The organism is Chryseobacterium gossypii (genome assembly GCF_041361455.1).
Taxonomy (GTDB): Bacteria; Bacteroidota; Bacteroidia; order Flavobacteriales; family Weeksellaceae; genus Chryseobacterium; species Chryseobacterium gossypii.
The window spans coordinates 13,902-35,015 of record NZ_JBGCUR010000034.1 but is presented as its reverse complement, the minus strand read 5'-3'; the positions used below and the strand labels follow the sequence as shown (position 1 = coordinate 35,015).

At 38.2% G+C, this 21,114-nt stretch carries 22 protein-coding genes; 19 read left to right on the top strand and 3 right to left on the bottom strand.

Features of this window, described 5'->3' with window-relative positions:
• Nucleotides 1-165 precede the first annotated feature (165 nt).
• The 3 genes from ABMQ40_RS14955 to ffh all read right to left on the bottom strand — a co-directional run bounded on the left by ABMQ40_RS14955 (nt 166) and on the right by ffh (nt 3,003).
• Nucleotides 166-957, bottom strand: coding sequence for a GLPGLI family protein (locus ABMQ40_RS14955; protein WP_370900998.1), 792 nt, complete (start codon nt 955-957; stop codon nt 166-168).
• Between the two features lie 87 nt (nt 958-1,044).
• Nucleotides 1,045-1,218 (bottom strand): bacteriocin-like protein, encoded by a 174-nt coding sequence (locus tag ABMQ40_RS14950; RefSeq protein ID WP_370900996.1) that lies wholly within the window; start codon nt 1,216-1,218, stop codon nt 1,045-1,047.
• 423 nt (nt 1,219-1,641) lie between these two features.
• Complete coding sequence (ffh, locus tag ABMQ40_RS14945; RefSeq protein ID WP_370900994.1) at nt 1,642-3,003, bottom strand: signal recognition particle protein; 1,362 nt, start codon at nt 3,001-3,003, stop codon at nt 1,642-1,644.
• Between the two features lie 461 nt (nt 3,004-3,464).
• Between ffh and atpB the strand changes: the two genes are divergently transcribed.
• The 19 genes from atpB to ABMQ40_RS14850 all read left to right on the top strand — a co-directional run bounded on the left by atpB (nt 3,465) and on the right by ABMQ40_RS14850 (nt 21,024).
• On the top strand, nt 3,465-4,601 hold the full coding sequence (gene atpB, locus ABMQ40_RS14940; RefSeq protein ID WP_370900992.1) for a F0F1 ATP synthase subunit A: 1,137 nt from the start codon (nt 3,465-3,467) through the stop codon (nt 4,599-4,601).
• A 39-nt stretch (nt 4,602-4,640) separates the two neighbouring features.
• Complete coding sequence (locus ABMQ40_RS14935; RefSeq protein ID WP_370900990.1) at nt 4,641-4,859, top strand: ATP synthase subunit C-like protein; 219 nt, start codon at nt 4,641-4,643, stop codon at nt 4,857-4,859.
• 100 nt (nt 4,860-4,959) lie between these two features.
• The gene (locus tag ABMQ40_RS14930) at nt 4,960-5,454 is read left to right on the top strand and encodes a F0F1 ATP synthase subunit B (RefSeq protein ID WP_370900988.1); all 495 of its coding nucleotides are present in this window, start codon (nt 4,960-4,962) and stop codon (nt 5,452-5,454) included.
• A gap of 2 nt (nt 5,455-5,456) precedes the next feature.
• A complete protein-coding gene (atpH, locus tag ABMQ40_RS14925; RefSeq protein WP_370900986.1) occupies nt 5,457-5,996 on the top strand; it encodes an ATP synthase F1 subunit delta in 540 nt (179 codons plus the stop codon).
• A gap of 18 nt (nt 5,997-6,014) precedes the next feature.
• Entirely contained in the window at nt 6,015-7,592 is a 1,578-nt protein-coding gene (gene atpA, locus ABMQ40_RS14920; RefSeq protein ID WP_370900984.1) for a F0F1 ATP synthase subunit alpha, read from the top strand.
• 75 nt (nt 7,593-7,667) lie between these two features.
• Complete coding sequence (gene atpG, locus ABMQ40_RS14915; protein WP_370900982.1) at nt 7,668-8,531, top strand: ATP synthase F1 subunit gamma; 864 nt, start codon at nt 7,668-7,670, stop codon at nt 8,529-8,531.
• A gap of 106 nt (nt 8,532-8,637) precedes the next feature.
• On the top strand, nt 8,638-9,996 hold the full coding sequence (locus ABMQ40_RS14910) for a hemolysin family protein (protein WP_370900980.1): 1,359 nt from the start codon (nt 8,638-8,640) through the stop codon (nt 9,994-9,996).
• Between the two features lie 10 nt (nt 9,997-10,006).
• Nucleotides 10,007-10,309: an ATP-dependent Clp protease adaptor ClpS gene (locus ABMQ40_RS14905; protein ID WP_370900978.1), complete on the top strand. Its 303-nt coding sequence runs from the start codon at nt 10,007-10,009 to the stop codon at nt 10,307-10,309.
• Nucleotides 10,310-10,441: 132 nt separating this feature from the next.
• Nucleotides 10,442-12,295: a T9SS type A sorting domain-containing protein gene (locus tag ABMQ40_RS14900; protein WP_370900976.1), complete on the top strand. Its 1,854-nt coding sequence runs from the start codon at nt 10,442-10,444 to the stop codon at nt 12,293-12,295.
• A 132-nt stretch (nt 12,296-12,427) separates the two neighbouring features.
• The gene (udk, locus tag ABMQ40_RS14895; protein WP_370900974.1) at nt 12,428-13,042 is read left to right on the top strand and encodes a uridine kinase; all 615 of its coding nucleotides are present in this window, start codon (nt 12,428-12,430) and stop codon (nt 13,040-13,042) included.
• A gap of 5 nt (nt 13,043-13,047) precedes the next feature.
• Nucleotides 13,048-13,404 carry an FtsB family cell division protein gene (locus ABMQ40_RS14890; protein WP_370900972.1) on the top strand — a complete coding sequence of 119 codons (357 nt, stop codon included), beginning with the start codon at nt 13,048-13,050 and terminating at the stop codon, nt 13,402-13,404.
• Nucleotides 13,405-13,469: 65 nt separating this feature from the next.
• Entirely contained in the window at nt 13,470-14,615 is a 1,146-nt protein-coding gene (locus ABMQ40_RS14885; protein ID WP_370900970.1) for a methylmalonyl-CoA mutase family protein, read from the top strand.
• Nucleotides 14,616-14,702: 87 nt separating this feature from the next.
• Nucleotides 14,703-15,143, top strand: coding sequence for a DinB family protein (locus ABMQ40_RS14880; RefSeq protein ID WP_370900968.1), 441 nt, complete (start codon nt 14,703-14,705; stop codon nt 15,141-15,143).
• Between the two features lie 35 nt (nt 15,144-15,178).
• The gene (locus ABMQ40_RS14875) at nt 15,179-16,324 is read left to right on the top strand and encodes a THUMP-like domain-containing protein (protein ID WP_370901000.1); all 1,146 of its coding nucleotides are present in this window, start codon (nt 15,179-15,181) and stop codon (nt 16,322-16,324) included.
• Between the two features lie 55 nt (nt 16,325-16,379).
• Nucleotides 16,380-16,670: a hypothetical protein gene (locus ABMQ40_RS14870; protein WP_370900967.1), complete on the top strand. Its 291-nt coding sequence runs from the start codon at nt 16,380-16,382 to the stop codon at nt 16,668-16,670.
• Nucleotides 16,671-16,832: 162 nt separating this feature from the next.
• On the top strand, nt 16,833-18,212 hold the full coding sequence (locus tag ABMQ40_RS14865) for a dipeptidase (protein ID WP_370900966.1): 1,380 nt from the start codon (nt 16,833-16,835) through the stop codon (nt 18,210-18,212).
• A gap of 241 nt (nt 18,213-18,453) precedes the next feature.
• Complete coding sequence (locus tag ABMQ40_RS14860) at nt 18,454-19,161, top strand: SDR family oxidoreductase (RefSeq protein ID WP_370900965.1); 708 nt, start codon at nt 18,454-18,456, stop codon at nt 19,159-19,161.
• 139 nt (nt 19,162-19,300) lie between these two features.
• Nucleotides 19,301-20,047, top strand: coding sequence for an electron transfer flavoprotein subunit beta/FixA family protein (locus ABMQ40_RS14855; RefSeq protein WP_370900964.1), 747 nt, complete (start codon nt 19,301-19,303; stop codon nt 20,045-20,047).
• Nucleotides 20,048-20,076: 29 nt separating this feature from the next.
• Nucleotides 20,077-21,024, top strand: coding sequence for an electron transfer flavoprotein subunit alpha/FixB family protein (locus ABMQ40_RS14850; RefSeq protein ID WP_370900963.1), 948 nt, complete (start codon nt 20,077-20,079; stop codon nt 21,022-21,024).
• Nucleotides 21,025-21,114: the final 90 nt, after the last annotated feature.

The window sequence follows — 21,114 nt, the reverse complement described above, 5'->3', positions numbered from 1 at the left end:
CCTTTTTTTGTAAAATATAAAAAAGGCTATCTTACTTTTGAGACAGCCTCTTTTTGTTTTTATATCCATATTGATGAGGGATTGCTGCTATGGGGCAGTATAAGAAGCAGTATCCTGATAAATTGTATAATAAAAACCGGCTCATAATATTGAGCCGTGCTTTTTTTATTTAAATTCAACTTTCTGATTAAGTTCTATAGGGTTGTTATTTTCTTTTATCTGTTTTTGTATACTTTCAGCCATTTGTTTGAAACTTACATTTAAAGTATTTCCATTTGCATCACCAACTTTGGTTTTAATATTCCTAGCCTTAATTTCTGAAAAGGGATCAGAATAATAACTATTTTGCATTTTTTTGTAATCATCCCAACTTATTTGTTTCCCTTTTCTAAGATAAAACATATTGTTTTTGTCTGATCTTTTGATTTTAATTAATTCAAAATTGTAATCTCCCTTATCATCTTCCAGCCTAACAATAAATCCGGGAAGACCATAGAAAATATAAGGCCCTTCCTGTATAGGATTTTTTGGATCAAACCATGCAATCCAATTACGCCCTCCATATTGAACTTTTGCTTTTTGGCATTCCATTTCACCAAACATTCTTTTTTCAGGTAGAGTCTGCCATTCAAGTTTATCATCAATATTAATATAATACAGATCATACATGGCAGGATGGGTAACACTTTTATATACCTTATTACTTATCAAATTTTTGACAGAATATACATTGTCGAAAATTGGTTTTCGACTTTCCCAAAAACCATTTTTTTGCATCAAAGAATCTGCCTCTCTTGCGTTTTCCGAGCGAAACACAGATTGTTTTCCAAGAACATCCAAATAATAATATTGTGCTTTTGGATTTGCTTTAGACTTGAATTCATAAATAAAAGTAATATTTTGAGCTGATAAAATATTTGATAAAATAATTAACAGAATTAAAAGGATTTTTTTCATATTTAATATTGTAATGTTTACAAATTTAAACAAGAGATACAATACTGTATCTCTTGTTTTTGTTTTTAATAATGTTATTAATGTCGTTTACATACAAGCATTATGTGATTCAATTACCTGACCATTTTGTACAGCATACCAGAAACCACATTCTAGCCCATATTGAGCACAAACATCACCTGCTCCGGGTTGGCAAAAGTCTTTTCTACCACCATTTACGGATTTTAAATTCTCTCTTGAAAGTTTTTTTAACTTTTTCATGATAATTTTTTTAATGTTGCTTGTTGTTTTAAAACTCGCTTAAAAATATAAAATAAATCAACTGCTTTGAGATTTATTTTTTTATGTTAAATTCCTTTGTTCTAATTCCTTTGCATAGTTAAATTAAAACATAGTATCTTGGTTGCAGGAATCCGGAAGGTTATTAAAAAAGGTTTTTTAATGAATGGTTCAATAGTATTTAAATGGTATTGAAATGAAAAAACATCCATCAGGATGCTTTTATTTTATCTTTCCATTACTCAAAAATTAAGACGTTTGGAATTCGCGATTATATATTGTTCTTAACCAGTTTATGCTTATTTTTAAAGAAAGGCTCAGATTATAAAATCCAAACCCTAACTTTTTAACTTACACACTTCGTGGGATAGTGTCCCGGTTTACTTTATTAAGTTATATATTGCTTTATTTTCCAAACATTCCGCCCATTCCAGGCATATTAGGCATCTTGCTCATCATCTGCATCAACTGTTTTCCCTGAGGTCCCTGCATCATCTTCATCATTTTCCCCATCTGGTCAAACTGCTTCATCAGCTGGTTCACATCTTCAATCTTCCTTCCTGATCCTTTTGCAATTCTCTGTTTTCTTTGCATATTGATAATAGAAGGCTTTCTTCTCTCATCCGGAGTCATGGAATAAATAATGGCTTCTATATGTTTGAAGGCATCATCACTGATCTCCACATCCTTGATCGCTTTTCCCACTCCGGGAATCATTCCCATCAGGTCTTTCATATTACCCATTTTCTTGATCTGATTGATCTGCTTCAGGAAATCATCAAAACCGAATTCGTTTTTAGCGATTTTTTTATGAAGTTTTTTGGCCTCTTCCTCATCAAACTGTTCCTGCGCTCTTTCCACCAGGGAAACAACGTCTCCCATCCCCAAAATCCTGTCTGCCATCCTTTCAGGGTAAAAAAGGTCTAAGGCTTCCATCTTTTCTCCTGTGGAAATAAATTTGATAGGTTTTTCAACTACGGAGCGGATCGTTAAGGCAGCTCCCCCTCTTGTGTCACCATCCAGCTTCGTAAGAACAACTCCGTCAAAATTTAAGGCATCATTAAAAGCCTTGGCCGTATTTACTGCATCCTGACCGGTCATTGAATCTACAACGAATAATGTTTCCTGAGGCCTGATGAAGTAATGAACTGATTTAATCTCGTTCATCATCTGCTCGTCAATTGCCAGACGGCCGGCTGTATCTACAATCACCACATCATGATTATTCTGCTTGGCAAAGCTGATCGCGTTTTCCGCTATTGTAGAAGGGTTGGTAGAGCCTTCCTCCGTATATACGGGAACCCCGATCTGGCCACCTAAAACTTTTAGCTGATCAATAGCAGCGGGACGATATACGTCACAAGCTACCAAAAGAGGTTTTTTATTTCTTTTAGTTTTTAAATAATTGGCCAGTTTCCCTGAAAAAGTAGTTTTTCCGGAACCCTGAAGACCGGCAATAAGGATGACGGTAGGCTTTCCGGAAAGGTTGATGCCTTCCTGTGAACCACCCATAAGATCTACCAGCTCGTCATGAACGATTTTCGTCATCAGCTGTCCCGGGGTAAGAGAGGTAAGAACATTCTGGCCTAAGGCTTTATCCTGAACCCTCTTGGTAAGATCTTTTGCAACTTTATAATTAACATCGGCATCTACCAATGCCCTACGAATTTCTTTTACTGTTTCCGCCACATTGATTTCCGTGATCTTTCCACGCCCGGAAATATTATGAAGCGCCTTGTCTAATTTATCCTGTAAACTATTAAACATATGTATTGTAAATTATAGTGTGCAAAAATAAGGAATTTTTAAGTAATATATATATTATATAAAATATCTGGATGTATTTTGTTTCGAATTATAATTTTAATTTTGCAGAATGAATTTCCAGGATAATTTCATTGTCGTGTTTTTGGTATTATTTTTTAATACTCTTGTATATATTATATTCAAAAGATATTTATATGGCAGGCCGGATGCCGGCATGAAATTTCTTGCCGTGAATATTTCCAAAGATATCCTGTGGCTTATAGTGTCTCTGGCCATTATTGATAAAACCAGAGAGAATTTTTTATTCCTTATTATTTGCTTTATTGTGGCTTCATTTCTCATCTATTTACCTATAATAAAACTGATTAACAAATCCTGATTTTTTTGATGATAAAAATCAATTTTTAATATTGGTAAAGTTTAATAAAATCGGTATATTTGCACACGATTAAAAAAGAGATATGAATAGGAAAATTTCTTCATTATTTTTCGCGTTTTTATTTGTGTTTATGAGTGGTTTAGCTTCCGCACAACACGAATTTGAAGGTGAGAAATCAGCTGAAAAAGTAGAGAACAGAGAAGCTGAAGAGGGCTTCAATGCGACCAAAATGATCATGGAACACATTGGTGATTCCAATGAATGGCATTTATGGACTACAAAAGATGATAAAGGTGAAGAACATCATTTTTCTATTCCATTACCAGTGATTATTAAAGATAATGAAGGATGGCATACTTTTCTTTCTAAAGATATTGCCCACGGCCATGAACATGACGGATACACTTTAGAAGAAGGACAGGTAGTGTCTACCAAAGGGATTCAGAAAGCAACCTTGTTTTCCTTAATAAGCGGAAAACAGAAATCAGACGAGGTTTTCTTTGATTTCTCAATTACGAAGAATGTAGCTTCAATGTTGCTGTCTGTGATTTTTATGGCAATTGTATTCATAGGAATGGCAAGACACTATAAAAAATCCCCGCTTCCGAAAGGAATCGGAAAACTGATGGAGCCGGTAATTGTGTTCATCAGGGATGAAGTGGCGATCCCGAATATAGGTTCTGTTAAATATAAAAGATATATGCCTTATTTATTGACAGCATTCTTCTTTATCTGGTTTAACAATTTATTCGGGTTGATTCCTTTCTTCCCGGGTGGAGCCAACCTTACAGGTAATATTGCGATTACTGCGGTCTTAGCGATTATTACTTTACTGATCACATTATTCAGCGCTAATAAAGATTACTGGAAACATATCTTTATGCCGCCGGTTCCGATCTTGTTGTATCCTATTATGGTTCCTATTGAGATCATCGGGGTATTTACGAAGCCGTTTGCTTTGATGATGCGACTTTTTGCCAACGTTACGGCAGGGCACATTATGATCCTGGCAATTATATCGCTGATCTTTATCTTCAAAACCCCTTATTTGGGATTTGCTTCTGTGCCATTAGCATTGTTTGTTTCCGTACTGGAATTATTGGTTGCCGCATTACAGGCTTATATCTTTACAGTATTATCAGCATTGTTTATCGGTATAGCAGTGGCAGAGCATGAGCATGAACATGGCCATCATGATGAGCACGCAGCCGCTCACTAATTAAAGAGAAATATAATTTTTAACTAAATATTTATTATTATGGATTTATCAACTGGAGTAGGATTAGTTTACGTAGGTATCGGCTTAGCTGTATTAGGTGTAGGTCTTGGTATCGGTAAAATCGGTGGTCACGCAATGGATGCTATCGCCAGACAACCTGAGCAATCTGGTAAGATTCAGGGAGCAATGCTTATCGCTGCCGGTCTTATTGAAGGTGCTGGTCTTATTGCGATCATCTTTGGTGCTTTCATCAAGTAATTATCCTCAAAAAAACATTCTTAGCAGTAAAGCGGTTGGCTGCTGCTAAGAATTTTAAACAATCCATAAAAAACTACACTTAAAAAAAGAATTTACAGATATGGGAATTATTGAACCTGGAATTGGACTTTTGTTTTGGATGACGCTTACTTTTGTTATCCTGTTGTTTCTTTTGGCAAAATTCGCTTGGAAACCGATCGTTAATGCCGTTAATGACAGAGAAACATCCATTGTTGATGCATTGAACCAAGCTAAATTGGCTAAAAAAGAAATGGAAGAGCTAAAGGCAGATAACGAAAGAATCATTCGTGAAGCTAAAATCGAAAGAGATGCCATCCTTAAGGAAGCCAGAGAGATCAAGGACAGAATCGTTGGTGAAGCTAAAGATGTGGCAAAAGCGGAAGGAGACAAGTTGATCGAAGCAGCCAAGCAAACCATCGAAGCAGAAAAAAATGCTGCTATGGCAGATATCAAAACTCAGATTGGCGCTATTTCTGTAAACATTGCTGAATCTATCCTAAAACAAAAATTAGACAACAGCGAAGCCCAAAACGAATTAGTTCAAAATTATTTAAATAAATCTAACCTTAACTAAGCATGCTTACATCTAAAGTAGCTAAAAGATATGCACAGGGTTTGCTTGATTTCACCAACGAGTCAGGTCAGACAGCTACTGTATTTTCTGAAATGAAGGATGTAGTGAAGATAATGACGGAGTCTAAAGACCTGAACAAATTCTTTCTCACACCCTACATTGATTCTAAAAAGAAAATAGAGGCAGCCAACGAAATTTTCAAAGGTTTATCCGTTTCTTCTCAAAATCTGATCAGATTAGTGATTAAGCAGGGCCGTGAAAGCCAGCTAAAGAATATAGCCCAGGAATTTATCAATAAAGTAGAAGACATCAATGGTGTGCAAAGGGTAACCCTTACTACGGCGATACAGCTTTCTCAGGAGAATATTGATCAGATCCTCAGATCTACGAATCTGGTAAATCCTGATTCCAACTTCGATCTGAAAGTGAATATCAATCCTGATATCTTGGGAGGATATATTTTAAGAGTTGGAGACCAGCAGATTGATGCATCCGTTAAAACTAAACTTAATCAGGTTAAAAAAGATTTTCAGTTAAATTAAGAAAAAAACAACCATACAATGGCAGAAATAAATCCGGCAGAAGTATCTGCGATCTTAAAACAACAATTGGCCAACTTCGATACTCAATCAAACGTTGAGGAAGTAGGTACAGTTTTAACCATCGGTGATGGTATTGCCCGTGTATACGGGTTAGAAAACGTACAATACGGTGAGTTGGTGAAATTTTCTAGTGATGTAGAAGGTATTGTACTTAACCTTGAAGAAGACAACGTAGGGGTTGCTCTTTTAGGAGAAAGTAAAGCGGTAAAAGAAGGAGATACAGTAAGAAGAACAAACAGAATCTCTTCAATCAAAGTAGGAGAAGGGATGTTAGGAAGAGTAGTGGATACTCTTGGTAACCCTATCGATGGTAAAGGTCCTATTACAGGGGATTTATTCGAAATGCCATTGGAAAGAAAAGCTCCGGGGGTTATCTACAGACAGCCGGTAACTGAACCACTACAGACAGGTATCGTTGCAATCGACTCTATGATCCCTGTAGGAAGAGGACAGAGGGAGCTTATTATTGGTGACAGACAGACAGGTAAAACTACCGTTGCCATCGATACCATCATCAATCAAAAAGAATTCTATGACGCAGGTAAGCCTGTGTATTGTATATATGTTGCCATAGGGCAGAAAGCTTCTACAGTGGCACAAATCGTTAAAACCCTTTCTGATAAAGGAGCTTTGGCATATACAGTAATTGTTGCTGCCAACGCTTCAGATCCGGTTCCTATGCAGGTATACTCTGCCATGGCGGGTGCTGCTATCGGGGAATACTTCAGGGATACAGGCAGACCGGCATTGATCGTTTATGATGATCTGTCTAAGCAGGCTGTTGCTTACCGTGAGCTTTCCCTGTTATTAAGAAGACCACCGGGTCGTGAAGCTTATCCTGGAGACGTTTTCTACCTTCACTCAAGATTATTGGAAAGAGCTGCAAAAATCATTGGTGACGATGATATTGCCAGACAAATGAATGATTTGCCGGAATCTCTGAAGCCGATCGTAAAAGGTGGAGGTTCATTAACGGCACTTCCAATCATCGAAACTCAGGCAGGTGACGTTTCTGCATATATCCCAACCAACGTAATCTCTATTACAGACGGACAGATCTTCCTGGAGTCTGACCTGTTCAACTCAGGAGTACGTCCGGCGATTAATGTGGGGATCTCCGTATCAAGGGTAGGAGGTAACGCTCAGATCAAATCAATGAAAAAAGTATCTGGTACATTAAAACTTGACCAGGCTCAGTATAAAGAATTGGAAGCATTTGCCAAGTTCGGTTCTGACCTTGATGCTGCTACTTTGGCAGTAATTTCCAAAGGGGAAAGAAACGTGGAAATTCTTAAGCAACCGGTGAACTCTCCACTTCCTGTAGACAGCCAGGTGGCTATCATCTATGCCGGAACAGAGAACCTGTTGAGAAACGTTCCGTTGAGAAAAGTAAAAGAATTTCAGCATGAATACATCGAGTTCCTGAGATCTAAGCACCCTGAGACAATGGCTGCTATCAAGTCCGGAAAGATCGATGATGAAATTACCGGTGTTCTTAAGCAGGCTGCTAACGACCTGGCTTCTAAATACAACTAAAAATTCAATGTTTAAGGTTTAAAATCCAAAGTTTTAAGCCTTAAACTTTAGACCTTAAACTTTGAACCCAAATTAATGGCAAACTTAAAAGAAATACGAGGCAGAATCAGTTCAATTTCATCTACGATGCAGATTACACGTGCTATGAAAATGGTTTCCGCTGCGAAACTGAAGAAAGCACAGGATGCCATTGTAATGTTAAGACCTTATTCTGAAAAACTGCAGGAACTTATCCAGAATGTGAATTCCAGTTCAGATCCTGATCAGATTTCTATTTATGCTCAAAAAAGAGAAGTGAAGAGAGTGCTGTTTATCGCTATTACTTCAAACAGAGGCCTTGCAGGTGCTTTTAACTCTTCTATCGTAAAAGAGCTTAACGTTCAGTTTCAGAATAACTCTCAATATGATGTTGAAGTTCTTTCAATCGGTAAAAAAGCTTACGATGCCGTAAGAAAAAATCGTAAAGTATATGCCAACGAAAGTGCCGTTTATGACAATCTGAACTTTGATGTGGTTTCCAATGTTACCGAAGGGGTGATGAGCAGTTTCAGAGAAGGTAAATTTGATGAAGTGTATCTGATCTATAATAAATTCATCAATGCCGCTACTCAGGAAGTTACTACTGAAAAGCTTCTTCCGATCTCGATGCCTGAATCCACAGAACCTCAGGTGGAAACGGATTATATTTTTGAGCCTACCAGGGCTGAGATCCTTGATAATCTGATTCCTAAATCCATCAAAACACAGGTCTTCAAAGCTGTCCTGGATTCAGTAGCCGCTGAGCACGGTGCAAGGATGACAGCGATGCATAAAGCTACAGACAACGCGCAGGCTCTGAAAAACGAACTGGTTATCTACTATAACAAAGCAAGACAGGCTGCAATTACCAACGAGATCCTCGAGATCGTGTCCGGAGCGGAAGCCCTGAAAAACTCATAAGAATTATTCTTAAGCAAAATATTTTAAAGCATCGATGATTCGGTGCTTTTTCTGTTATTTTAATTTTGTATATATTTGTAATCATAAAATTATATATAACTTCTAAATGGACTCGGACATAGTCAGGCTTTTGCTAGCCTTATTTCTTGTTTTACTAAATGGCTTCTTTGTAGCCGCAGAATTTTCAATTGTTAAAGTTCGTTATTCACAAATCCAACTAAAAGCTGCAGAGGGAAACTCTATGGCAAAACAGGCAGAACATATCATTAAACATCTTGATGAATATCTTTCTGCAACACAATTAGGTATTACATTGGCTTCTCTTGCCTTGGGTTGGGTAGGAGAAAGCGCCTTACACCATATCGTTGAAAACATCTTCAAATCGATCAATATAAACCTTAGCGAAGCATCCATAACTTCGGTTTCACTGATCATCAGTTTTGTATTGATCACCATCATGCATATTGTATTTGGAGAACTTATCCCGAAATCCATCGCCATCAGGAAATCTGAAGCCACTACCATGGCAACGGCTATTCCTTTAAGAGGGTTTTACATCATATTTAAGCCGTTTATCTGGCTGATGAATTCAATGTCGAACGGTTTTTTAAGATTAATAAAAATCCATCCGGCTTCAGAACAGGAAATTCACTCAACGGAAGAATTGCAGCTTTTGGTAAAGCAGAGTGCTGACAGCGGGGAGATTGAAGAGGAGAACTATGAAATCATTAAAAATGCGTTTGATTTTACGGATCATTCCGCAAAACAGATTATGGTTCCCAGACAGAATATTACCTCTATTGATTTTGAAGAAGATATCAATGAAATCATCAACAAAATCATGGAAAGCGGATATTCCAGAATCCCTGTGTATATAGACTCCATTGATAATGTGATCGGGGTTTTCTATACCAAAGAGATCATCAGGGAATTTGTTAAAAGAAAAGGAGACCTGAACCATGAGGACCTGAAAGATCTGATGCGTGAGGCCTTCTTTGTAGTGGGCAGTAAAAAGATATCGGATCTGCTTAAAATTTTCCAGCAGAAAAAGCAGCATCTTGCCATTGTAATAGATGAGTTTGGTGGTACCGAAGGAATCATAACACTGGAAGACATTCTGGAAGAACTGGTAGGAGAGATCCAGGATGAAGAGGATGAAGAAGACAAGGTGGTTGACAAGATCGGGGAGAATATCTACTGGGTACAGGCTACCCAGCCGCTGGATGAGATCAATGAATTTTTGCCTAAAAAGCTGCCTCTGTCCGAAGAAAGCGAGTACAATACCTTAGCGGGTTTTATTCTCCATGCATTGGAAGATATTCCGGAAGAGAATCAGGAATTTGATTTGGATAATTATCATTTCAAAATTCTGAAAATGAATAATAAAAGTGTGGAGATGGTAGAGCTGGTATATGAACAGCCGAACAATGTCAATGAGCTTGCAGAGAAAATAGGTGAAGTTTAAATAAAAAAATATGTTGAATAACAGTATAAAAGATTACGAGAATCCAAAACGTCAGTATGAAGAAGAAGTTCTCGTTTTGGATGATACTGATGATATTTACAAATTGGTTCTATACAATGATGATGTCCATACATTTGATTACGTCATCGACTGCCTGATCGAGATTTGTAAACATACTCCGGAACAGGCCGAGCAGTGTACAATATTGGTACATTATAAAGGCAAATGCACTGTGAAAACAGGTTCAATGGATCTTTTAAAACCTATGCATGAAAAATTAATTTCAAGAGAGTTAACAAGCGAAATAATTTAATAGTAATCCTAACAATTAGTTAGGATTTTTTATTGTTTTGTAGTTTTTTAGATTTTTTATCTCATTTGTGTGAATAATGTTTGGTATTTCAATAATGTTTTTTAAATTAGCAGCAATTATAAAAAAACATATATGAAATTTAAAATTAACTCGTTAATTCTGGGCTGTATATTATCATTTTCCGGTTTATCGGCTCAGGAATCATTACTTGAAGCTTCTGCAAAAAAATGGATGAGCGAAAACTCAAGAAATTTAGGAATCCAAAATTTTACCAGGCTTAAACTAAACTTTGTGAAAAAAGGAAATTCCGGAGAAACATTGCGTTTTCAGCAAATGATTAAAGAAGTACCGGTTTTTCAGTCTGAAATTGTTTTACACTTCAATAAAGAAGGGAAAATTACATACACTTCCACTGAAAGCTTTAAAAAAAATATTACAGAAATAAATACCGTTCCTTCCGTTCAGTCTTCTGAAGCCCTTCAAAAAGCCCATATTGCCTCAAAAACGAAGGGCAGGGTAACTTTTGAAGAAGCCAAACTGTTTGTTTATCTTACAGAATCGGGAGAAACGAAGCTGGTTTACAGAGTTCTTACCAACTCTCATGACCATCCGGGAAGCTGGGAAACCATTGTTGATGCCCAAAATGGAAGTGTAATCAGCGTGAAAGATGTGGCATTGTATCATCACGATAACAATGACGATCCGAAACCCAAGAAAAAAGATACCGGAAAAAAAGCAGGCAATAAAAAAACACTTGTTACCGGTTCAGGATATATTTTCAATCCCGATCCGCTTTCCAAAATGCAGGCTAACTACGGTGGTCTGTATGTGGATGGAAATGACGCCACCAATGCAAACCTGGATGCCGCAAGAACTTTAGTTACCATTCCTGAACTGGATCTTACGGCTGGTGTATATAAGTTACAGGGCTCTTACGCAGAAATTAAAGAATTGGAAACTCCTTCTACGGGACTTTTCACCCAGGCTACCAATCAGTTTTTATTTAACAGGAATGATCAGGGATTTGAGGCGGTAAACGTATACTGGCATGTAGACAATAGCTTACGGTATATCAATGAAACACTAAATATATTATGTAAACCCCTGACCAACGAAGGAATCCTGTGGTTTGATCCACATGGGGCAGACGGAGGTGATAACTCTTATTACGACAATGGGCAACTGGTTTTTGGTGAAGGCTGCGTAGATGATGCTGAAGATGCAGACGTTATTTTACATGAACTGGGACATGGTATACATGATTGGTTAACCAACGGGAATTTATCCCAGGTTCAGGGATTAAGTGAAGGATGTGGAGATTATTGGGCCCAGTCATACAGCAGAAGTCTGAATCAATGGCCTTCAACGGCACCACAATACAACTGGATGTTCAGCTGGGACGCGCATAACGAATGTTGGGAAGGAAGAACCACTAATTATGCAGCAACATATCCCGGAGGATTAACAGGAATAAGCATCCATACAGATGGGCAAATCTGGGCTTCTGCATTGATGAGAATCTATGATAAGATCGGAAAAGAAAAAACAGACAGGGCTTTCCTTGAAGGATTATCAATGACAGGCTCAGCTACCAATCAGCAGGATGCGGCAATTGCCGTAAGACAGGCTGCTATCGATATGATAGGGCAGTTTGGATTCACTTGTAGTGACGTAAGCATAATGACCGAGGAATTTACCGCTTCAGGGTACGTTTTACCGGCTTACAACTGTTTGCTGAGTACAGATGATGTTTCTAAAAAAGAAAATGTAGCCATTTATCCGAATCCGGTTTCTGATGCTTTACATATCTCTCTCAAAACAGGTAAAGAAGAAAAAGTGGAGATTTATAATATGGAAGGCAGAAAAGTTTTGGAAACCACCGTTGTTAATGGTAAAAATACAATAAATGTTTCCGGTCTTCAAACAGGAGATTATATTTTAAGCATAAAAGGAATAAATCTATCAACTAAATTTATTAAGAAATAAAACTTAAAAGCGATACAAAATCCGGTGTGAAGAACATCGGATTTTTTATTAAATAAATTCACGACTCATTATTTTATTTGCATTCAACTAAAATAGTATATTTGTACCAAGTATATAGAAAACTCACAAAGAATGCTTGTAATAGGAATTGCAGGAGGCACGGGATCCGGCAAAACTACGGTTGTTGACAAGATAATTCAGCAGCTGGATATTGAAGGAATGAACATCCTTTCTCAGGATAATTATTATCATGATAATCAAAATCTTACTTTAACTGAAAGAGAAGCTTTGAACTATGATCACCCTAAATCTATAGATTTTGATTTACTGATACAGCATGTAAGAATGCTGAAGAATAATCAGCCTATCGAGCAGCCTGTTTACAGCTTTGTTACCCATTCCAGAACCGGTGACCATGTGACTATGGAACCTAAAAACGTATTGGTGGTGGAAGGCATTCTGGTTCTTACCAATAAAGAGCTTTTGAAAGAATTTGATCTGAAAGTGTTTGTTCACGCAGACTCTGACGAAAGATTGATCCGAAGGATCAGAAGAGATACCCAGGAAAGAGGAAGAGATCTGAATGAGGTTTTACACCGCTATCAGACCACACTGAAGCCGATGCATCAGGAATTTATTGAGCCGTCAAAAAATGAGGCCGATCTCATTATTCCGAATATGAGGCAAAATTCCGTAGCGATTGATTTTTTAACTACAGTTATTAAAAACTCATTAAAAAAACATTAAACAAAATGGCTGAAAAAAAGTTAATAAAAGATATCCAGCCCAAATCTGAAACATTCAGGCTTATTCAGAAGTATGTCCTGAACAAATATACCATTACCATTTGCCTGTTTCTGGTCTGGATGATTTTCTTTGATAAAACATCATTTCTGGTGATCAATGAGCTTAATGGTGAGATCCGGAAATATGAAGAGCAATTGCAGTATTATAAAACAGAATATGAAAAAAACGATGCGTTTTATAAAAAGCTGATGAACAATAAATCAGAGAAAGAAAAATACGCCAGAGAAAATTATTTTATGAAAAAGCCGGATGAAGAGATCTTCATTCTGGTGGTGGATAGTGCGAATATTGCAAAAAAATAAAAGTTAATAGTGAAGTGCCGGTCATAGACGAACTGGGCTGTAGACCACAAAATTAAACGAAGCTAATGTCAAACTGGGAAAATTTAGTAAAAAAGCAGCTTAAGACAGAGGATATTTATTCTGTTCTGAAAAAAGAAAATCTGGAAGGAATAGAAGTAAAACCTTTCTATGATTCTGTTCAGAAACCCTTAACCAATTTACCGAAAGTTGAGGAAAGTACACATCTGGTTGCCAGATACCACGAAAGCCTGGAAGAAGATGTATTTGCTTTTATTTTGGATCATAATGTAGAAAATCTTGAGCAGAGAACCATTTTTATCAATAATAAAGATCTGGCTGGACATATAAGCCCGAAAGAGGAAGATCAATACTTCTCACTGATTGATGTTTTTAATGAGAAAGAAGGAACTATTGATGATCAGCTGACAAAAGAACTGCTGGCTAAAAATTTTAGAAGGAATATTTGTGTCGATGTAGCCCTTCATCAGAATGCAGGTGCTGCTATTGTCCAGCAATTGGGTGTGGCCCTGGCCAAAGCCAAGGAGCTGATAGAAGTATACGGCTCTGAAATAATAAACAAACTTATTTTCCGTATAGCGATAGGAGGAAACTATTTCTTTGAAATGGCCAAGCTAAGAGCCTTTAAGATCGTTTTTAATCAATTATCAAAAGAATACGGGCTGAATGAGATTCCTTATATATTTGCAGAAACTTCATTGAGAAATAAAGCGGTTTCCGATAATGAAAACAACCTGATCCGGTCGACCCTGGAGCTTGCTGCGGCTATGATTGGCGGTGCGGACGCGGTTTTCAGCAACAATTACCTGATTGACAGAAGTACGGAAAATTCGGAAGAAATATCCTTTAAGCAGCAGATTGTCCTGGCCTATGAAAGCATAATCAATGTATTTGAAGATGCTGCCAACGGAAGTTATTATGTAGAAGACATCACCCGGCAGATCGCAGAAAAATCCTGGTCGCTCTTTGTAGAAATTGAAGAAGCGGGAGGATATCTGGAGCTGCTAAAGCAGGGTGTGATCCAGAAAAAAATCTGTGATCATGCCATAAAAGAGCAACAGTGGGTGGAAGAAGGTAAAATAAAACTGATCGGAGTAAACCTGTATCCTAAACTGGAAATTAAGAGAACGGTTGAAAGCCTGTATAACGAAAAAGAAATAAAGCCGGTTCGCTGGGCGGAAATGTTCGAATAATTAAAGAACTAGTCTTACTGAATGTATGGGACAGATAAATCCCATGATCCGTCACTTTATATAAAGATTGAAACTTATATCCGGGCTATGAAAGAAAAACTGATTGATTTATTTGAGTACACCCATCATTACAACCATGAAATAATCAGGCTCATTTCAGAGAACATTTCTAGTGTGGATGAAAAAACCATCAGCCTGATCAACCATACTCTGAATGCACAGCAGATCTGGAACGCGAGAATCACAGGAGAAGAACCTTTTGAGGTCTGGCAGATTAATCCGTTTGAAAATTTACAGGCCATCAATGATCATAACCTTTCAAAAAGTATTGAAGTGGTTAACAATTCTGATCTGGATAAAAGGATTGAATACCGGAATTCGAAAGGTACGAAATTTGGAAACAGCATCTTTGAAATGCTTTTTCATGCCATCAACCATTCCACCTATCACAGAGGGCAGATCAACCTGTTACTGAAGCAAAACGGGATTGAGCCTTTATTAACCGATTATATTTTTTATAAAAGATAATAAATTAATACCTGTGCAAACCTGTATAATCTGTGATTAAAGCAATTTTAAATCAAAATGTCCAGGAATACATCCATGCGAACCTGAATTCAGACCTGCATAAGCTGCTGTTGAAAAAATCCCCGTTTCCGGAAATTTCAATGCAGGAGATTGTTCAGCAGATCAAAGGAAAGCAGGCGGCACAGAAAAAGTTTCCGTTTTTACTGAAAGAAGGGATTGTTTTCCCGCCACAGCTTAACCTTGAGCAGGCGTCATCAGAAAAAACGGCATTGTATAAATCTGAGATACTCAAAGGAAAATCATTTATTGATCTGACCAGTGGATTCGGGATAGATGCCTTCCATCTTTCTCAAAACTTTGAAGAAATAACGCTGGTGGAGCAAAATGCAGAGCTTTTGGAAATTGTAAAGCACAATTGGGCCGTTCTGGGGCGAAGAGCAAGATTTATCAACCGGAAGTTGGAAGAGTTTTTAGCGGAAAGCCGGGAAAAATTTGATGTCATTTACCTTGATCCGGCGCGAAGGGACCATAATAAAAATAAAGTCTTCCTTCTGGAGGATCTCTCCCCTCATGTTCTGGAAATCCAGGATAAATTGGTTTCCATCTCAGACATGACGGTGATAAAGCTTTCCCCTTTGATTGATCTGAAATACCTGATCTCAGTATTACCGTACATTTACAGGCTGGACATCATCGCTCTGAAAAATGATGTAAAGGAAGTGCTGGTGTTTTTATCAGCTAAAAAAGAAAAAGAAGTAATGTGCAACTGTATCAATCTGGAAAGCGGTGAGAAAACCTTTACCTTCAGGTTCGGTGAAGAAGAAGATGCCGTGGCCGAATATTCAGAGCCGGAAAGATACCTTTATATTCCAAATAATTCGGTCCTGAAAGCAGGAGTTTTTAATCTGATTTCGGCAAGACTGAACCTGAAGAAGCTTCATCCGAATACCCACCTCTATACTTCACCTGAAAAGATCAAAGATTTTCCCGGAAGAATTATGGAAGTGAAACAGATTGATACTAAGCAGGTTGATAAAAAAGGGCAATACAATATTATTTCAAAAAACCATCCTCTGAAGCCTGAGGAGATCAAAAAGAAATACAGCCTGAAGGACGGCGGTGAAAACTATCTTATCTTTACACAATCAAAAAAAGGGAAAATTATATTAAAATCAGTATAAAAATGTTGCCGAAAAATGCAATATTTCTTACTTTTGGACAATCAAAAATTTAAGCATGAGAAAATTGATTATATGTTTAGCCGTTGCCTCCTTAGCAGTAAGCTGTAAAAAAATACAGGCCGGAGGAAATAAGGATGTTTTAAAACTTGAAGAAGGAGTAGAGAGATATTCTGATGATGAGCAGACAAGCGGGGAACAGGATAAACTTTCTGAGTACAGAGGTGATGCGCATGGAGGACATGAAACCCCGGCCAAAACAGATACAGCTGCAGCCAAACCTGCTGAAGAGGGAAATACAGTAGAAGAGAAGCCTGCAGAAGCTCAAACACCTAAAGCTGGACACTAATTATAAGTTAAGATACATAATATCCTGCAGAAATGCAGGATATTTTTGTTGAATAAAATTAGTAATGGCGTGGCTTTCAAATCCTGAACTGCCGATAAAAAAGGAGTTTTTTGTTTGCTGAGGCAGGCCTTTTTTTTTACTTTTAACAAAATAAATTTTACAATGCAAGAGACATTAAATTACATTAACGAAAACAAACAACGTTTCGTGGATGAATTATTTGAGTTATTGAGAATCCCGTCTATTTCTGCAGATCCGGCGTATAAAGAAGATGTCTTAAGATGTGCCGAGGTATGTGCTGAACACCTAAAAAATGCAGGTGCCGATAATGTGGAAGTATGCCAGACAAAAGGCTATCCTATCGTTTTTGGAGAAAAAATCCTTGATGCAAGCCTGCCTACAGTATTGGTTTACGGGCATTATGATGTACAGCCTGCAGATCCGCTGGAACTATGGAAGAAACCTCCGTTTGAACCATATATTGAAAAAACGGAACTTCACCCTGACGGGGCCATCTTTGCCAGAGGCGCTGCAGATGATAAAGGACAGTTCTTCATGCATCTGAAAGCTTTTGAAGCCATGATGAAGACCAATACACTTCCTTGTAACGTCAAATTTATTTTAGAAGGAGAAGAAGAAGTAGGATCCGTGAGCCTGGGCGATTTCGTTAACGAAAATAAAGACAAGCTGGCCTGCGACTGCATTTTGATTTCCGATACCCATATTTACAGCAATGAGCAACCAACCGTTACAACAGGCTTAAGAGGCTTAAGCTATGTAGAGGTTGAAGTGGAAGGCCCAAACAGGGATTTACACTCAGGGCTTTATGGTGGTGCAGTTCCGAATCCTATCCATGTCCTTTCAAGAATGATCGCTAAATTGATAGACGAAGACGGCCATATCACTATTGACGGCTTCTATGATAATGTAGAAACAGTTTCGGACGAGGACAGGGCTGAAATGAATAAACTGAAGGATAATCCTGAAGAATTTAAAAAATCCATCGGACTAAACGGGGTAGAAGGTGAAAAAGGATACACCACTCTGGAAAGGACCTCCATCCGCCCTACCTTAGACTGTAACGGGATATGGGGAGGCTATACAGGAGAAGGAGCGAAGACGGTTATCCCTTCAAAAGCCTTTGCTAAAATTTCAATGCGTCTGGTTCCTTATCAGACACCGGAGGAGATTACCGAAAAATTCACAAAATATTTCGAAAAAATAGCCCCAGATAATGTAAAAGTAAAAGTAACCCCTCACCACGGAGGAATGCCTTACGTTCTGCCAACGGATACCAAAGAATTTGTGGCCGCTAAGAAAGCCATGGAAACGGCATTCGGGAAAGAAGTGCTTCCTTACAGAGGAGGAGGAAGTATCCCGATTACAGCCATGTTTGAAAAGATCCTGGGGGCCAAATCTGTTTTGATGGGCTTTGGGCTCGATTCCGATGCCATCCATTCCCCGAATGAACATTACGGCCTCTTCAATTTCTATAAAGGAATTGAAAGTATCCCCTTGTTTTTTGATAATTATACGAAATAAACTGATCCCCGGACCAAGCTTCCGGGGATTATTTATATTCTGATCCCATAATTGATCCGATGCTTCTCTGGAATATAAAATGGTCTGGTGAGAATAAATCAGTAATACCGATTCCTGAAACCAAAATCATTGATTAATCAGAAAGACCTGTTGGAAGTTGCAAATGCTGACAAATCTTACCTGCTAAAAAAGCTTTAATTGCAGCGTTTTGTTTATTTTTATAGAATTAAATTTTAAGATCATGCTAGAAAACAAAGTTGCTTATATCACAGGAGGAACTAAAGGGATAGGTTTCGGAATAGCCAGGATATTACTTGAAAATGGTGTTTCTGTATCATTTTCGGGAAGAAAAAGAGATGATGTTTTAAAAGCTGAAAAAGAACTGCAGCAATATTCTGACAGAGTTTTAGGAATTGTTTCAGATGTGAGGAATCTTGAAAGTGAAGAAGAGGCGGTAAAATACACGGTTGAAAAATTCGGGAGGCTGGATTTTGTTATCGCCAATGCCGGATTGGGCATATTCAAGCCCGTAGATGAGCTGACTGCTGAAGATTGGAATGATATGATAGACACTAACCTTACGGGTGTGTTCTACACCTTAAAAGCTTCAGTGGAAGAGCTGAAGAAGACTGAGGGATATTATATTACCATTTCCAGCCTGGCTGGCGCTAATTTCTTTGAAAACGGCACGGGATACAATGCTTCCAAGTTCGGGGTCGTGGGGTTTACCCAGGCTGCGATGATTGATCTTAGAAAATATAACATCAAGGCCACCGTTATCATGCCCGGTTCAGTAGCCACTTATTTCAACGGAAATACGCCTTCCGAAAAAGACAGCTGGAAAATACAACCCGAAGATATGGGGAATCTGGTATTGGATATTTTAAAGATGAATCCGAGAGTTTTGCCCAGTAAGATTGAATTCAGGGCGTCAAAACCGGCAAAATAAGACATCTAATGTATTGAATAATAAATTAATAAGTATTATGCATGCATAATATATTTTTTATTTATATTAGCAAAAATTAAATATATAAAAAATCTCTGCATATAACTATGCCCAAAAGAGAAAAAATAAAATAGTACACATGAAAATATTAGTTTGTATTAGTAGTGTTCCGGATACTACTTCCAAGATTAACTTTACAGCAGATAAATCTGCCTTCGACAAAAACGGGATCCAGTGGGTAATCAACCCTTTAGATGAATTTGCATTAACAAAAGCTATTAAACTTCAGGAATCTCAGGGAGCTACAGTAACCGTAATCAATGTAGGCGATGCCACTACAGAGCCTGTGATCAGAAAAGCATTGGCAATAGGAGCCAATGATGCGGTAAGAGTGAACCTTGATCCTAAAGACAGCTATTCCACGGCTAAAGAAATCGCTGCTGTTGCCCAAAACGGAGGCTATGACCTGATCCTTTGCGGTAAGGAATCTATTGATTATAATGGAGGTTCAGTTCCGGGAATGGTGGCCCAGTTATTAAATCAGCCTTTCGTAAACGCATCCGTAGGTTTGGATGTGAATGGTAGTGAGGCTACTGCCGTAAGGGAAATTGAAGGAGGGAAGGAAACCATTTCTGTAAAATTACCGGCTGTAATTGCAGGCCAAAAAGGATTGGTAGATGAAAAAGACCTTATCATCCCGAATATGAGAGGAATTATGTCTGCAAGAACCAAACCGCTTCAGGTGGTAGAGCCTTCTTCCTCAGAAGTGAAAGTTCAGGGAGTTTCTTTTGACAGTGTACCTCCGAGAGCTGCCGTGAAAATTGTTTCTCCGGATAATCTGGACGAATTGGTAAGACTACTTCATGAAGAGGCTAAAGTAATATAATCTAAAATTAAAAATTAAAATTTAAGAAAATGGCAGTATTTGTATACGCAGAAAATATAAACGGAGTTTACAAAAAAGCAGCTTTCGAAGCAGTATCCTATGCTAAGGCTGTTGCAGACCAGGCCGGAGATACGGTTACCGCAGTCTCTGTAAACCCTACAGATGCTTCGGATTCATTATATAAATATGGAGCGTCCAAAGTTATCAATATCAAAGATGAGGGCCTTAAAAGCTTTTCAGCCAAGGCGTTTGCCCAGGCCATCAATGAAGTTGCGGATGGAAATATCATTATTTTCCCCCATACAACGGATGCCTCCTCAATAGCTCCCATGTTGGCGGTAATGAAGAATTACGCTTTAATTACCAATGTATTGGCAGTTCCTGAAAGTCTTTCACCTTTCCAGGTAAAAAGAAAAGCTTTCTCAGGAAAAGGCTTCATGCATGCCAGAGCTGAAGGAAACGGGGTTATCCTTACGGTTTCCCAAAACGCTTTCGGGGTTAAGGAAAATTCCGTATCAGGTTCAGAAGAGGTGAAAGACCTGTCTGTAGCCAACGAAGATACCAAAGTGATCTCCCATGAGCAAAGCTCAGGAAAACTGGATCTTAAAGAAGCGGAAATCGTTGTTTCAGCAGGTAGAGGAATGAAAGGTCCGGAAAACTGGGGAATGATCGAAGAGCTCGCAAATGTTTTGGGCGCCGCCACAGCCTGTTCAAAACCGGTTTCAGATATCGGCTGGAGACCTCATACTGAGCACGTAGGGCAGACAGGAAAGGCCATATCTCCAAACCTTTATATCGCCGTGGGGATTTCGGGAGCTATCCAGCACCTTGCCGGAGTCAACTCTTCCAAAACGATCGTAGTGATCAATAACGACCCGGAAGCCCCGTTCTTCAAGTCTGCTGACTATGGAGTAGTGGGAGATGCTTTCCAGATCATTCCGGCGTTAACTGAAAAAATTAAAGCTTTAAAAGGATAAAAGACAAATTGTCGGTTTTGTATTGTCAATAATTGCAGATCTCCAAGATTTATAATACAATTAATTCACAATTCATAATTGATGGTTATC